This window comes from Stenotrophomonas sp. TWI700 (assembly GCF_039673645.1).
Taxonomy (GTDB): Bacteria; Pseudomonadota; Gammaproteobacteria; order Xanthomonadales; family Xanthomonadaceae; genus Stenotrophomonas; species Stenotrophomonas maltophilia_AA.
Map to the genome: position 1 here is coordinate 175,878 of NZ_JBDJMB010000004.1, position 13,118 is coordinate 188,995.

Annotated in this window: 12 protein-coding genes; 7 read left to right on the forward strand and 5 right to left on the reverse strand. The window is 68.9% G+C overall.

Annotated features, from left to right (window positions below; genetic code table 11):
- Position 1: 1 nt before the first annotated feature.
- The gene (gene lolB, locus ABE473_RS05570; RefSeq protein ID WP_179460843.1) at positions 2–661 is read right to left on the reverse strand and encodes a lipoprotein insertase outer membrane protein LolB; all 660 of its coding nucleotides are present in this window, start codon (positions 659–661) and stop codon (positions 2–4) included.
- Positions 658–2,346 carry a tetratricopeptide repeat protein gene (locus ABE473_RS05575; RefSeq protein ID WP_346488757.1) on the reverse strand — a complete coding sequence of 563 codons (1,689 nt, stop codon included), beginning with the start codon at positions 2,344–2,346 and terminating at the stop codon, positions 658–660. Before ABE473_RS05575 ends, lolB begins: the two co-directional genes overlap by 4 nt.
- A gap of 65 nt (positions 2,347–2,411) precedes the next feature.
- Between ABE473_RS05575 and hemA the strand changes: the two genes are divergently transcribed.
- The 4 genes from hemA to ppk2 are packed head-to-tail and all read left to right on the forward strand — an operon-like array spanning position 2,412 to position 7,338.
- On the forward strand, positions 2,412–3,710 hold the full coding sequence (gene hemA, locus ABE473_RS05580; protein WP_176990861.1) for a glutamyl-tRNA reductase: 1,299 nt from the start codon (positions 2,412–2,414) through the stop codon (positions 3,708–3,710).
- Positions 3,688–4,773, forward strand: coding sequence for a peptide chain release factor 1 (gene prfA / locus ABE473_RS05585; RefSeq protein ID WP_176990860.1), 1,086 nt, complete (start codon positions 3,688–3,690; stop codon positions 4,771–4,773). Before hemA ends, prfA begins: the two co-directional genes overlap by 23 nt.
- 25 nt (positions 4,774–4,798) lie before the next feature.
- Positions 4,799–6,508, forward strand: coding sequence for a tetratricopeptide repeat protein (locus ABE473_RS05590; RefSeq protein ID WP_346488758.1), 1,710 nt, complete (start codon positions 4,799–4,801; stop codon positions 6,506–6,508).
- Between the two features lie 50 nt (positions 6,509–6,558).
- Positions 6,559–7,338 (forward strand): polyphosphate kinase 2, encoded by a 780-nt coding sequence (gene ppk2 / locus ABE473_RS05595; protein ID WP_346488759.1) that lies wholly within the window; start codon positions 6,559–6,561, stop codon positions 7,336–7,338.
- A 47-nt stretch (positions 7,339–7,385) separates the two neighbouring features.
- Here the strand turns inward: ppk2 and ABE473_RS05600 are convergent, their stop codons facing one another.
- Both ABE473_RS05600 and ABE473_RS05605 read right to left on the reverse strand, forming a co-directional pair.
- The gene (locus ABE473_RS05600) at positions 7,386–7,949 is read right to left on the reverse strand and encodes a TlpA disulfide reductase family protein (RefSeq protein WP_346488760.1); all 564 of its coding nucleotides are present in this window, start codon (positions 7,947–7,949) and stop codon (positions 7,386–7,388) included.
- Positions 7,946–9,220, reverse strand: coding sequence for a YihY family inner membrane protein (locus ABE473_RS05605; RefSeq protein WP_346488761.1), 1,275 nt, complete (start codon positions 9,218–9,220; stop codon positions 7,946–7,948). Before ABE473_RS05605 ends, ABE473_RS05600 begins: the two co-directional genes overlap by 4 nt.
- 105 nt (positions 9,221–9,325) lie before the next feature.
- Between ABE473_RS05605 and wrbA the strand changes: the two genes are divergently transcribed.
- The 3 genes from wrbA (at position 9,326) to ABE473_RS05620 (ending at position 10,849) form a co-directional block, all read left to right on the forward strand.
- Entirely contained in the window at positions 9,326–9,916 is a 591-nt protein-coding gene (gene wrbA, locus ABE473_RS05610) for an NAD(P)H:quinone oxidoreductase (RefSeq protein ID WP_346488762.1), read from the forward strand.
- Positions 9,913–10,260, forward strand: a complete 348-nt coding sequence (locus ABE473_RS05615) for a DUF2069 domain-containing protein (protein ID WP_319212213.1) — start codon at positions 9,913–9,915, stop codon at positions 10,258–10,260. Before wrbA ends, ABE473_RS05615 begins: the two co-directional genes overlap by 4 nt.
- 103 nt (positions 10,261–10,363) lie before the next feature.
- Positions 10,364–10,849: an asparaginase domain-containing protein gene (locus ABE473_RS05620; RefSeq protein WP_121044584.1), complete on the forward strand. Its 486-nt coding sequence runs from the start codon at positions 10,364–10,366 to the stop codon at positions 10,847–10,849.
- Positions 10,850–10,925: 76 nt separating this feature from the next.
- Here ABE473_RS05620 and ABE473_RS05625 read toward each other — a convergent pair whose 3' ends face one another.
- The gene (locus ABE473_RS05625) at positions 10,926–12,671 is read right to left on the reverse strand and encodes a S8 family peptidase (protein WP_346488763.1); all 1,746 of its coding nucleotides are present in this window, start codon (positions 12,669–12,671) and stop codon (positions 10,926–10,928) included.
- Between the last annotated feature and the right edge of the window lie 447 nt (positions 12,672–13,118).

Consider the following 13,118-nt stretch of genomic DNA (forward strand, 5'->3'; position numbering starts at 1 on the left):
TTCATGGGCCGGCCAGCACCCAGCTGTCGACCACCAGGCGCACCTTCGCGTCGCCATTGACCGCTTCGATCCGGCGCGGCAGCACCGGGCGACCGGCTTCGGCCGGGTACCAGTCGAGGTACTGGATCTCCCACCCCATCTGCTGCACGCGACGCGGGCGCCCCTCGCCGTCGCGCTCGATCAGCTCAACCGGGGCCGCGTCGGCGACCAGGCCGCGCACCCAATCGGGCAGCTGGTTGACCGGGATATCCCAGCCGGTGGCCTCCAGCAGCACCTGCTGGGCATCCTCGCCCTCGCGCGTGCCGCCTTCCAGACCTTCCAGGCGGCCGCCCTCGTGATGGCTGTCGCCGGTCAGCTTCCAGCTCTGCCTGGTGACCGGCGCGCTGAGCTCGACCACATACCCGGCCGCCTGCTGCTGCCAGTCGATGCGGCCGCTGCCCCCGTTGCGCCCCTTGCTGATCGCCACCCGGCCCTGGAATGACCAGGCCGGCTGCGTGCGCACGGCGGCGACGCGCTCGGTCTCGGCCTGCTGTGCAGCGGCCGAGACAGTGCTGACCACGGTCGGAGCGGAGGGGGCCTTGCGCTCATCCAGCGACACGCAGGCGGAGAGTGACAACGCCACGGCCGCGGCGAACGCGGCCTTCAGGGACACCAGATTCATACGCCGTATTTCTCGATCACGCGCTGCAGGGCGCGGTTGTCCGGGTCGAGCTTGCGGGCCTCTTCAAAGAAGTGGCGCGCCTCGTCCTTCTTGTTCAACACCCACAGCACCTCGCCCACATGCGCGGCGATCTCGGGGTCCTTGGACAGGGTCCAGGCGCGGCGCAGCTGCACCAGCGCTTCTTCATTGCGGCCCAGGCGATACAGCACCCAGCCGTAGCTGTCGACGATGGCGGCGTTGTCCGGCTCGGCCACGCGCGCGCGGTCGATCAGCTCCAGTGCCTCCTGATAACGCTGCGTGCGGTCGGCCAGGGTGTAGCCGAGCGCGTTGAGCGCGGCGATGTTCTCCGGATCGGTGATGAGCACCTTGCGCAGGTCGGCCTCGGCGCGCGGGATGTCATCGCGGCGCTCCCAGGCCAGCGCGCGGGCATACAGCAGCGCGTTCTCGTCCGGATACGCGGCCAGGCCACGGGCCAGCGCATCCAGCTCGCCGGCATCGTCGTTGCCGCGCTGGCGCAGCTCGGCTTCCAACAGATAGGCATCGCGGCGGGCATCGTCATCGACGGTCGCATCGGACTGGATCGCGTGCACCTCGGCCAGCGCCTTGTCGGTACGGCCCAGTTCGTTCTGCGCATTGGCCGCGCGCAGGCGCGACTCATCGCGTTCCGGGCCACCGGGCACGCTGTGGTACCAGTTGACCGCCTCCTCATAGCGCTTGAGGTACTCGGCGATCTTGCCCAGCAGCAGGCGCTGGGCCGGATCCGGCTTGGTCGCCTGCTTCGAGATATCGGTATACAACGCCAGCAGGCCCGGATCGTCCTTCTGCTTGGCCAGCAGCGAGGCACGCATGCCGTAGGTCTGCACGTCCTGCGGGCCGACCGCCAGCACGCGCTCGGCCGCCGCAGGCTGCCCCATCAGGTCGTAGGAGATCGCCACCGCGTTGCGCAGCTCGGGGTCCCGGGTGGTCTTGGGCTCCACGCCCTTCAACAGGGCCAGGGCCTCATCGGTCTTGCCGGCCTGGTTGAGCTGGCTGGCATGCAACAGGGCCACGCGCGGCTCGTCGGGGAAGCGCCTGACCACCTCATCGACCATGCGCCGGGCCAGCTCGGGCTGCTCCATGCGCATCGCCAGGCGGCCGAACTCCTGCCAGACCTCCAGGCGGTCGGGGATCGCGTTGGCATCGACCAGCTCGCCGAGCACCTGGGCTGGCACCTTCGGATCGTTGCCGCCGCTGATCAGGGCACCGATCGCGAACTTCCACGCGGTCGGGTCGGGATCCCTGAGCAGGGCCTGCAGCTCGGTGCGGGCGGCCTTCACCTTGTTCTGGCGCATGTCCAGCGCGGCCGTGCTGCTGCGCATGGCCAGCGAGCGCGGTGCGCGCTGCTCCCACAGGGCCAGCGCGCGGGCGGCGCGCTTGTCGTCGTTGGCCAGCATGGCGATCCGGGCGGCGCGCTCGGCCAGCCCGGCATCGCCGTCGCTGGCCTCGGCCGCCTCCAGGTACCAGCGTGCGGCATCGCCCAGTTTGCCGGCCTGCAGGGCGAATTCGCCCGCCATGACCGGGGCCAGGGGGATCGCCTCGGCCGCGCTGTCCCTGGCCTTGGCGGGGGCTGCCGGAGGGGCGGCCAGGGCGTTGGCGGTGAACAAAGACAGCAGCAGAACGCTGGAGATGCGAATCAATGCGGGCATCGGGGGCATCTGAGCCTTAAAATGACGACTTGAATGGCCAGCAGCTTATCGCAAGCAACTGAACAATGACCCTGTGGGTGCTCGGACTGAATCACCAGACCGCGCCAGTGGAACTGCGCGAACGCGCCTCCTTTGGCGGCGACGCCCTGCCCCAGGCATTGGCGTCGCTGCGCGATACCCCGCAGGTGGCCGAGGCGGTCCTGCTCTCCACCTGCAACCGCACCGAGCTGTACGCGGTCGCCGAATCCGGTGACGCGCTGGCGCAGTGGCTGGAGTCGCATGCCGGCACGCTGCACGGCTACCTCTACCAGCACGCCGACGCCGATGCGGTCCGCCACCTGTTCCGGGTCGCCACCGGGCTGGACTCGATGGTCCTGGGCGAGCCGCAGATCCTCGGGCAGGTGAAGGATGCCTGGGCCCTGGCGCGCGATCACGGCCTGCTCGGCCAGCGCCTGGACCGGTTGTTCCAGCAGACGTTCTCGGTGGCCAAGCGCGCCCGCACCGATACCCGCGTGGGCGCCAACCCGGTCTCGGTGGCCTCCACCGCGGTGCGCCTGGCGCAGAACTCATTCGCGCGGCTGGAAGATTCCACCGTGCTGCTGGTCGGCGCCGGCGAGACCATCGAGCTGGCCGCGCGCCACCTCAGCGAAGGGCGCGTGCGCCGGCTGCTGATCGCCAACCGCACCCTCGCGCATGCGCAGGAGCTGGCCAGCCGCCACGGCGGGGTCGCCCTGCCGCTGAGCGAGCTGGACCGCCATCTGGGCGAGGCCGACGTGGTGTTCTCGGCCACGGCCGCGCGTGAGCCGGTGATCACCCGGGCGCAGGTGGCCGCCGCGCTGAAGACCCGCAAGCACAAGCCGATGCTGCTGTTCGATCTGGCCGTGCCGCGCGACATCGAGGCCGGCGTGGGCGAACTGGCCGACGCCTTCCTGTACACCGTCGACGATCTGGAGCGCGCGGTCGAAGACAACCGCCGCAGCCGTCGGGAAGCTGCGGCCGAGGCCGAGGCGATCATTGAACTGCAGGTCGCGCGCTTCGTTGAAACCCTGCAGGCCAGCGCGCACCAGGCCCCGCTGCGGCAGCTGCGCGCCTATGGCGAAGCGACCCGCGTGGAGATGCTGGAGAAAGCCCGCCAGCAGCTGGCCCACGGCAAATCGCCGGAGGAAGTGCTTGAGCTGCTCGCGCACGGCCTGACCAACCGCCTGCTGCACCCGCCGACCGCCGCCCTGCGCGCCGCGGCGCTCAGCGGCGATACTGAACTCACCCGCGCCGCCGAGCGCCTGTTCCCGGCCAAGCCGGGTTACCAGCACCCTGCCGTGCGTAACGATGTAGCGAGGAAAGATGACGCCGACCCTGCGCCGTAAGCTCGAAGCGCTGGCCGAGCGCCGCGAAGAACTCGAACGCCTGTTGTCCGACCCGGCCGTGGTCGGCGACAACGACCGTTTCCGCGCGCTCTCGCGCGAGTTCTCGCAGCTGGAGCCGGTCGCCACCGCGCTGGCCGACGAAGGCCGGGCCAAGGCCGATCTCGCCGCCGCCGAAGCGATGCGCGACGATCCGGACCTGCGCGAGCTGGCCGACGAGGAAATCACCGCCGCGCAGCAGCGCCTGCAGCAGCTGGACGAAGAACTGGCCCTGCTGCTGGTGCCGCGCGATCCGCGCGACGACGGCAACCTGTTCCTGGAAGTGCGCGCCGGCACCGGCGGCGACGAGGCGGCGATCTTCGCCGGCGACCTGTTCCGCATGTACGCCCGCTATGCCGAGCGACAGGGCTGGAAGGTCGAAATCGAATCGGACAACCCGGGCGAACACGGTGGCTACAAGGAAGTCGTGGCGCGGGTGGTGGGCCGTGGCGCGTTCTCCCGGCTGAAGTTCGAATCGGGCACGCACCGCGTGCAGCGCGTGCCGGCGACCGAGTCGCAGGGGCGCATCCATACCTCGGCCGCGACCGTGGCGATCATCCCCGAGGCAGACGATGTCGAGGACGTGGTGATCAACCCGGCCGACCTGCGCGTGGACACCTACCGCTCCTCCGGCGCCGGTGGCCAGCACGTCAACAAGACCGAATCGGCGATCCGCATCACCCACCTGCCCAGCGGCGTGGTGGTGGAGTGCCAGACCGAACGCAGCCAGCACGCCAACCGCGACAAGGCGATGAAGCGCCTCAAGGCGCAGCTGCTGGATACCGAGCGCAGCAAGCAGGCCGCGGCCCAGGCCGAAAGCCGCCGGTTGCAGGTCGGCAGTGGCGACCGCAGCCAGCGCATCCGCACCTACAGCTTCCCGCAGGGGCGGATCACCGACCACCGCGTGGAAGGCCTGACCCTGTACGACCTGCCCAACATCCTGACCGGCGATCTGGATGCACTGGTCAGCCGCCTGACCCACGAACACCAGGCCGACGAGCTGGCCCGGCTCGCGGAAGGCAACTGAGCATGGCGGCCGCCGAGCGGCAGCGATGAGTGCCGATCCGCAGCGCCTGCAGCTGCGCCAGGCCGTGCAGCGGCAACCGGCGGACTTCATCGCCTGGGTGATGCTGGCCGACGCGGAGCTGGAGGCCGGCGATGTGCCGGCGGGCGAACAGGCCGCCACGCGCGCCCTGCAGCTGCGCGGCGACCATCCCGAAGCGCTGGCCCGGCTGGGTCGCGCACGCTGGATGCAGGGCCGCCACGGCGAGGCGGCCACGCTGCTGCGCCAGGCGGCGGATCGCGCCCCACAGCATCCCGGCATCACCCTGTGGCTCGGTCACGCACTGGAAGATGCCGGCCAGCCCGAAGCGGCCGCCGATGCCTATCGCCACGCGCATCGCCTGCTGCCGGGCGAGCCCTACATCACCGCGCAGCTGCTCAACTGGCAGCGCCGCCTGTGCGACTGGCGCGATCTGGAGCGGCTGTCGGCGCAGGTCCGCCAGGCCGTCGCGCAGGGCCAGGCGGTGGTCGAACCGTTCGCTTTCCTCAGCGAAGACAGCAGCGCCGCCGAGCAGCTCGCCTGCGCCCGCCAGCGCGCGGCCGCCCTGGCCGAGGGCATTGCGCGCCTGCCCCCGAGCACGGTGCGGCCGCAAGGCACCTTGCGGGTCGGCTTTCTCTCCAACGGCTTCGGCGCCCATCCGACCGGCCTGCTGACCGTCGCGTTGTTCGAGCAGCTGCGTGCGCTCGGCACGCTGGAGCTGCATCTGTTCGCGCTCACCGGGGACGACGGCAGCCCCATCCGCCAGCGCCTGCAGCAGGCGGCCAACACGCTGCACGATGTCAGCACGCAGCCGCATCAGATCATCGCCCGGCGCATCCGCGAGTCCGGCATCGATGTGCTGTTCGATCTGCGCGGCTGGGGCGGCGGCGGTACCCCGCAGGTGCTGGCGATGCGCCCGGCCCCGGTGCAGATCAACTGGCTGGCTTATCCGGGTACCTCCGGCGCGCCGTGGATCGATCACGTGCTGGCCGATGCCTTCGTGCTCCCCGAGGCGTTGGCGCCGGCCTTCAGTGAGAACGTGCGGCGGCTGCCGCGCGCGTTCCAGCCGTCGGACAACACCCGGGTGCTGGAGCCGGTGCCCGCGCGCGAGGACTGCGGCCTGCCCGCGCAGGGCGTGGTGCTGTGCTGTTTCAACAACAGCTACAAGCTCAACCCGCGCAGCATGCAGCGGCTGTTCGCGGTGCTGCAGGGTGTGCCCGGCAGCGTGTTGTGGCTGCTGTCCGGCCCGGGCAACGCCGATGCGCGGCTGCGCAGCGCGGCCCGCCAGGCACAGCTGGATCCGGCGCGGCTGGTGTTCATGCCGCGGCTGCCGCACCCGCAGTATCTGGCGCGCTACCAGCACGCCGATCTGTTCCTGGACACGCACCCCTACAACGCCCACACCACCGCCTCGGATGCGCTGTGGGCCGGCTGCCCGGTGCTGACCTGCCCCGGTACGACGTTCGCCTCGCGGGTGGCCGGCAGCCTCAACCATCATCTGGGCATGCACGATTTCAACGTGGCCGACGACGCGGCCTTCGTGGCCACCGCCCTCCGGCTCGGCAACGACCCGGCTGCACTGGAGGCGGCGCGCACCACGCTGGCGCACCGGCGCGGGGACAGTGGGCTGTTCGACATGGCCGGCTTCGCGCACGACATCGCCGAGGTGATCGAAACGCTTGCCCGTGAGCGTGGCTGGCAAGGCCCACACATCGCCTGAGCATCGGCTGCGCTAGTCTCGGGCTCTCCGTGGATCACCGAGGCACGCCGATGGGCAAGCTCAAGCGCAAGGAGTACCAGGCCCTGCTGGAGCCGATGCAACTGGAACTGGCGGCGATGGCGCGCTGGGTGCAGCACACCGGGCAGCGCGTGCTGGTGCTGTTCGAAGGCCGCGACACGGCCGGCAAAGGCGGCGCGATCCAGGCCATCGCCGAGCATCTCAATCCGCGCCAGTGCAAGGTGGTCGCGCTGCCCAAGCCGACCGACCGCGAAAGCACGCAATGGTATTTCCAGCGCTATGTCTCCCACCTGCCTGCGGCCGGCGAGATCGTGCTGATGGACCGCAGCTGGTACAACCGTGCCGGCGTCGAGCATGTCATGGGCTATTGCACCGAAGCGCAGTACCGCAGCTTCCTGGCGCAGGCGCCGGTGTTCGAGAAGCTGCTGATCGACGATGGCATCGTGCTGTTCAAGTACTGGCTGAGCGTGGACCAGGCGCAGCAGGAAAAGCGCTTCGCCGAGCGTCACCTCGATCCGCTCAAGGGCTGGAAGCTGTCGCCGGTGGATCTCAAGTCACGCAGCAAATACAGCGCCTATACCGAGAGCCGCGAAGCGATGCTGCGCGCGACCCACAACGACGCGGCGCCGTGGACCCTGGTGGACTTCAATGACCAGAAACGCGGGCGCCTGGGCCTGATCCGCAACCTGCTCGACCGCCTGCCCGATACCCGCGTGGACGAACCGGTGCTGGCGCTGCCGCCGCTGAAGGGCAAGCTGCACAAGGAGCACTTCGGGGTCTTGAAGCCGATTGAACCCTTCATCGTCGGGTAGATCCACGTCATGCGTGGATGCTTCATGCATCCCGTATCAGGTGAGGCTCAGCCTTCCTTGATCCGCGCTTCGATGTCATGCGCAGTGACCGGGCCGAGGAATTCCTTGGCGACCTTGCCATCCGGCGCGATCAGGTAGGTCATCGGCAGGCCGCGCGGGATCGCGAAGTCTTCCGGTGGGTTGTAGGTATCCACGATCACGATCGGGTAGGTGACCGGACGCTTCTCCAGGAAGGCCTTCATCTCGGCCGGTTCGATGTCCTCGAAGGCCAGCCCGACCACTTCGATCTCGCTGCGCATCGCGTGCAGCGCGGACAGCTCGGGCATTTCCTTGCGGCACGGCGCGCACCAGGTCGCCCAGAAGTTCACCACCACCCATTTGCCGCGGTGCGCGGCCAGGTCGTACTCGGTGCCATCCAGCGCCTTGGCCTTGAGCGTGGGCTGTTCGACGGTCTTGCGCTCGGTGGCCGGAACGGCCTCCGTCGGCGCCGCGGCCGGTTCTTCGATCGGCGCCGGAGCGGCGGGCGTGGTGGCCTCGCTCTGGGCGGCGGGCTTGTTGCAGGCGGCCAGCGTCAGCAGGCCGAGGGCCAGCAGCAGGGGCTTGGCGGTCATGGTTTGTCTCCGGGGGTCGTATAGATGTCGCTGACGCGGCGCTTGAGCAGTTCGCGCAGCGGCAGGCGCAGCGTGTCCAGCGCGGCCACCGAGGCCGTGCCGAGGCTGTCGTCGCGATACGGCAGGTAGGCTTCCTTGATCGGGATACGCATCTGCGTGGTCTCGTACAGGTCGGCCAGGGTGAGTTTGTCCAGGTCGCGTGCCAGCAGCCATTCGCCCCGCTCGTCGCGGCGGACCACGCGGATCGCTTCAAGGTCGCAGAGCAGGGTCTGCAGCAGTGAATCGGTCAGCATCGGTTCCAGCCTCAGGATCTCGTCGTCATCCAGGCTGCGCCCTTCGGCGCGCGCCTGGTGGAACCGACCGATCAGGCGCAGCAGGCCGTAGATCTCATAGCCCACCGGCAGGCGCAGGTCGGCCGGCTGATAGCGGAACGCGGCGATCGACGAGGCCAGCGAGGCGCCGAGCAGCACCGACACCCAGCACAGGTAGATCCACAGCAGCAGGATCGGCACGAAGGCGACCGTGCCGTACAGCTTCTGATAGGACTGGAAGCTGCCCAGGTAGGCGCCCATGCCCCACTTCACCAGCTCGAGCATGAGCGCGGCCAGGATCGCACCGGGAATGGCATGCCGCCATTTGACCGTGTGGTGCGGCACCACGCGGTAGACCAACGTGATGCAGATGAACTCGATCAGGATCGGGGCGACCGTCAACGACACGTTGGCCAGCCAGCGGCCTTCGCTGGTCCCGAACAGGGGCAGCGCGAACACCCGCGCCGAGACCGCCAGCGAGGCGGCGGCCAGCATCGCGCCGAGGGTGAGCACGGTCCAGTAGACCAGGAAGCGGGTCAGCTTCGGCCGGGTGGAGCTCACCCGCCAGATCTGGTTGAAGGTTTCCTCCACGCTGTTGAGGGTGATCAGCAGCGACACCACCAGGGCGATGAAGCCTGCGGCGGTCAGCTGCCCGGCACTGGCCGAGAATTGCCGCAGGTAGCCTTCAGCGGCACGCGCCGCGTTGGGCACGAAGTTCGAGAACACGTAGTCGCTGAGGGTATCGCTCCAGCGGTCGAACACCGGGAACGCGGAGAGCACACCGAATACGACGATGGCCAGCGGCACCAGCGCGAACACCGTGGTGTAGGCCAGCGAGGCGGCCGCCTGGAACAGGCGGTCATCGAGGAAGCGGCGCCACAGGAAGCGGCCGAAGCTGGTCGCGCGCGCGCGGTCCCGGACGCGTTCGATCCACAGGTTGATCGTATCGAGAGGTTCCATCGGCGCAAGGGTACCCGATGACGGGTGTGCGGCATGCACGGACCTCGCCCTCAGCGGGCTGCGTTGCCATACTGGCCGCATCGGACTCAACGAGATGGAAGCGAAATGGCGGAGATCCTGGTGCTGTACTACAGCCGTGGCGGTTCAGTGGCACGGCTTGCCCGCCAGATTGCCCGCGGCATCGGTGAGGTGCCGGGCATGAGCGCGCGCCTGCGCACGGTGCCGCCGGTGGCGGCGGTGACCCAGACGGCGCTGCCGCCGGTGCCCGAGGACGGCGCACCGTATGTGAGCGTGGCCGACCTGGCCGAGTGCACGGGGCTGCTGCTGGGCAGCCCGACCCGGTTCGGCAACATGGCCGCGCCGATGAAGCATTTCCTGGACGGGCTGGGCGCGGAGTGGGTGAACGGCACGCTGGCCGGCAAGCCGGCGGGGGTATTCACCTCGACGGCGTCGCTGCACGGGGGCCAGGAATCGACCCTGCTCTCGATGCAGGTGCCGCTGCTGCACCACGGTTGCCTGATCGTGGGCATTCCCTTCACCGAGCCGGCGCTGAGCCACACCACCACCGGCGGCACGCCGTATGGCGCCAGCCATGTCGCCGGCGCGGACGACAACCCGGTGCCGAGCGAGGATGAAAGCATTCTGGCGCGGGCGCTGGGGCGGCGGGTGGCCGATATCGCACGGCGGCTGGCGTGAGCACGCGGGCGCAGGAAATCGTCCTTGCCCTGCTGCTGGTCGCGCTGGCGGTGCTGTTCGCGGTCTGGTTCGCGCAGGACAAGCATTGGCTGGCCACCCAACTGGTGTTCACCCTGCCGCCGCTGCTGCTGGCGCTGGGGGTGCTGGTGCGGCGCGGCAAGGCGATGTTCTGGGCCGGCGTGCTGGCGCTGTTCTGGTTCAGCCACGGGGTGATGAGCGCCTGGAGCCATCCGGAGGTGGCGCTGTGGGCCTGGATCGAGCTCGGGCTTGCACTGGCCGTGATCGCGGTGGCGAGCACGCCCGGGCTGCGGCGGCGCTTCGGGCAGAAGAGAACGCCTGGCTGACCGTCCGGCGTCGCGGGCCTGCATCCGACGGGCGGCAGCCGTATCATCTACGGGTCGGCGCGGCGGTTCCGTGCCCTTCTGTCTGGTACCCAGGATGCTTGCAATGGAAGAACTACTGATCATCACCACCGGTGGCACGATCGACAAGATCTACTTCGACGACAAGTCGGACTATCAGATCGGTGATCCGCAGATCGGGATGATCCTGCGCGAGCTGGGCGTGACCTTCCGTTTCAATGTGATTCCGATCCTGCGCAAGGATTCGCTGCACATCACCGACGATGACCGCGAGTTGATCCGCGCGACGATCGCGGCGCAGCCGACGCGGCATGTGCTGGTGACGCACGGGACCGACTCCATGGTCCAGACCGGCCAGGTGCTGAAGTCGATCACCGACAAGACGATCGTGATGACCGGTGCGCTGAGCCCGGCGCGCTTCCGTGGCTCGGATGCGGAGTTCAACATCGGGTGTGCGATCGGTGCGGTGCAGTCGTTGCCGAGCGGTGTCTACATTGCGATGAACGGCCGCATCTGGAATCCGGAGCAGGTGCGCAAGAACGTGGCCGCCAACCGGTTCGAAGCGGCGTAATCCCTGGCGCCGCGTGTTGATCGAACGAACGCCCCGGCATGCCGGGGCGTTCTGCGTTGGTGCGATGGGAACGCGATCAGTACTGCGCGGTGAGGGTGACCCCGGAGAAGGTCGAGTAGGCCTTCACCCGCACATGCCAGGTGCCGGCCGCGGGGGCGCTGATCGTGCAGGTTTCGTTGTTGCCGCTGAGGTACGGGCGGCAGGCATAGACGGTATCCGTCGGGGCGCTGCCGGAGCGGACGTAGAGATCGGCATCGCCGCTGCCGCCGGCGATGGTGACCTTCAGCTGGCTGCTGCCCGACGGCACGGCCACGGTGTAGGCCAGCGAGGCACCGCTGGCGGCGCCGAGGCCGGTGACCGGGACGTTGTTCTGCAGCACGGTGCCGGTACCCGGTCCCGGGCCGGTGCCGTTGAGCGCTGCCGTCACCGCCGCATCGGCGTCGACGATGCCTGCGCCGCAGCCACCCGAGCAGGCGCCCGGCAGAGGTCGCGCAGTGCTCTTGAGCAGGCTCTCGATGGAGGCCGGGCTCAGCGCGGTGGGGGCGACGGACTGGACCAGGGCCACGACGCCGGCGACATGCGGGGCCGCCATCGACGTGCCGTTGTAGGACGCGTACGAGGCGCTGCCCGGGACCGTGGTGCCGCTGTTGAGGGTGGAGAGAATCGCCTGCCCCGGCGCCGAGATGTCGATGCCGGTGCCGTAGTTGGAGAAGCTGGCACGGGCGCCGGCGGACGTGGTCGCGGCGACGGCGATGACGTTGGCGCAGTTGGCCGGCACCGAGGACGAGACGTTGGTGTTGCTGTTGCCCGCGGCGACCACCACGGTAGTGCCGCGCGAAACGGCGCCATTGATCGCGGTCTGGTAGGTGGTGGAGCAGCTGCCACCACCGCCGAGCGACATGTTGATCACTTCGGCGGGATTGGCGTTGGCCGGGACGCCGCTGACGGTGCCGCCGGAGGCCCAGACGATCGCGTCGGCAATGTCGGAGGTGTAGCCGCCGCACTTGCCGAGCACGCGCACCGGGACGACCTTGGCATTGAAGGCCGTGCCGGCCACACCGGTGCTGTTGTTGGTCACCGCCGCGACGGTGCCGGCCACGTGGGTGCCGTGCCAGCTCGAGTTGGAGGCCGGAATGCCGGAGCCGCATTCGTTGGCGGCGTACCAGTCGCCTTGGTCATTGGGGTTGTTGTCGCGGCCACCGCCATCGCGCGCCATCGCCGCGTCGCTGATGAAGTCATAGCCGGGCAGGATGTTGGCGTTGAGGTCGGGATGGTTGGTGATGCCGGTATCGATCACCGCGACCACCACGCCGGTGCCGGTGGCCTTGTCCCATGCCGGGCGCACGTTGATCGAGGCATTGCTGGTACCGAAGCCCCACTGCTCGGAGAAACGCGTGTCGTTGGGCACCAGGGTGGCCTGCATCAGCTGGTCGACCTCGACATATTCCACGCTCGGGTCGGCCGCCAGGCGACGCATCAGCAGCTCGGCTTCGGCACGGTCCAGCGGCCGGTCGGCCTTGACCACGGTCGGGCCGATCGCCAGCTGACGCAGCTTCTGCAGCCCCAGCGCGCGGCCCTGTGCGGCAGGCACTGCCGCAGCGGCGGCCTTGAGCGAGCTGGCCAGCGCGGTCGGGGTGGCGACCTCGGTGCTGCCGTCCTTGTACTTCACGATGAAGCGCTGATGGGTCGGCGCCGAGGACAGGCCGCTCAACTGCACATCGCCGGCGAAGGCCGGGGTGGCCAGCAGCAGGGTCGACAGAACGGACGCGCCCAGTACAACCAATGCACGGTGACGCAAACGGTGTTGCGAGACATGAGACATCGGATTTCCCTTTCAGACAGTGAATGCCGTCGTCGCGGCTGAGAATCCAGGTCCGATCCGGGGGCTGCTGAAATCGATGGCGCGGATCGGCCGGGTGAGTGGATCGGTTCCCCTGAATCAAACCGCCCAACCCGACGCTAGTGGCTGGCTGGCCGATCAACAACGTTTCAGCTGCACTTCAGTCACATGAAATGTCGGATCTGAGACTTTCCGGGTCGAAGGTTTGTGAAAGTGAAGGAACTCACGGCCTTTTGAGGGGTCCGATTGCGCCACGGATTGTCTGAAATGGCTGTCGCGCGCGACAAAACCGGGACACCACTTGCGCATCAATGACTTACGCCACTGCCACCGCAGGACAGTAGTGCCGGCCGCTGGCCGGCTCCCGACCATCCTGTAGTGCCGGCCGCTGGCCGGCTCCCGACCATCCTGTAGTGCCGGCCGCTGGCC

What these genes read in the sequence shown, in the direction of transcription:
- lolB (WP_179460843.1), bottom strand. Translation starts at nt 661, where the DNA reads ATGAATCTGGTGTCCCTGAAGGCCGCGTTCGCCGCGGCCGTGGCGTTG.
- ABE473_RS05575 (WP_346488757.1), bottom strand. Translation starts at nt 2,346, where the DNA reads ATGCCCGCATTGATTCGCATCTCCAGCGTTCTGCTGCTGTCTTTGTTC.
- hemA (WP_176990861.1), top strand. Translation starts at nt 2,412, where the DNA reads ATGACCCTGTGGGTGCTCGGACTGAATCACCAGACCGCGCCAGTGGAA.
- prfA (WP_176990860.1), top strand. Translation starts at nt 3,688, where the DNA reads ATGACGCCGACCCTGCGCCGTAAGCTCGAAGCGCTGGCCGAGCGCCGC.
- ABE473_RS05590 (WP_346488758.1), top strand. Translation starts at nt 4,799, where the DNA reads ATGAGTGCCGATCCGCAGCGCCTGCAGCTGCGCCAGGCCGTGCAGCGG.
- ppk2 (WP_346488759.1), top strand. Translation starts at nt 6,559, where the DNA reads ATGGGCAAGCTCAAGCGCAAGGAGTACCAGGCCCTGCTGGAGCCGATG.
- ABE473_RS05600 (WP_346488760.1), bottom strand. Translation starts at nt 7,949, where the DNA reads ATGACCGCCAAGCCCCTGCTGCTGGCCCTCGGCCTGCTGACGCTGGCC.
- ABE473_RS05605 (WP_346488761.1), bottom strand. Translation starts at nt 9,220, where the DNA reads ATGGAACCTCTCGATACGATCAACCTGTGGATCGAACGCGTCCGGGAC.
- wrbA (WP_346488762.1), top strand. Translation starts at nt 9,326, where the DNA reads ATGGCGGAGATCCTGGTGCTGTACTACAGCCGTGGCGGTTCAGTGGCA.
- ABE473_RS05620 (WP_121044584.1), top strand. Translation starts at nt 10,364, where the DNA reads ATGGAAGAACTACTGATCATCACCACCGGTGGCACGATCGACAAGATC.
- ABE473_RS05625 (WP_346488763.1), bottom strand. Translation starts at nt 12,671, where the DNA reads ATGTCTCATGTCTCGCAACACCGTTTGCGTCACCGTGCATTGGTTGTA.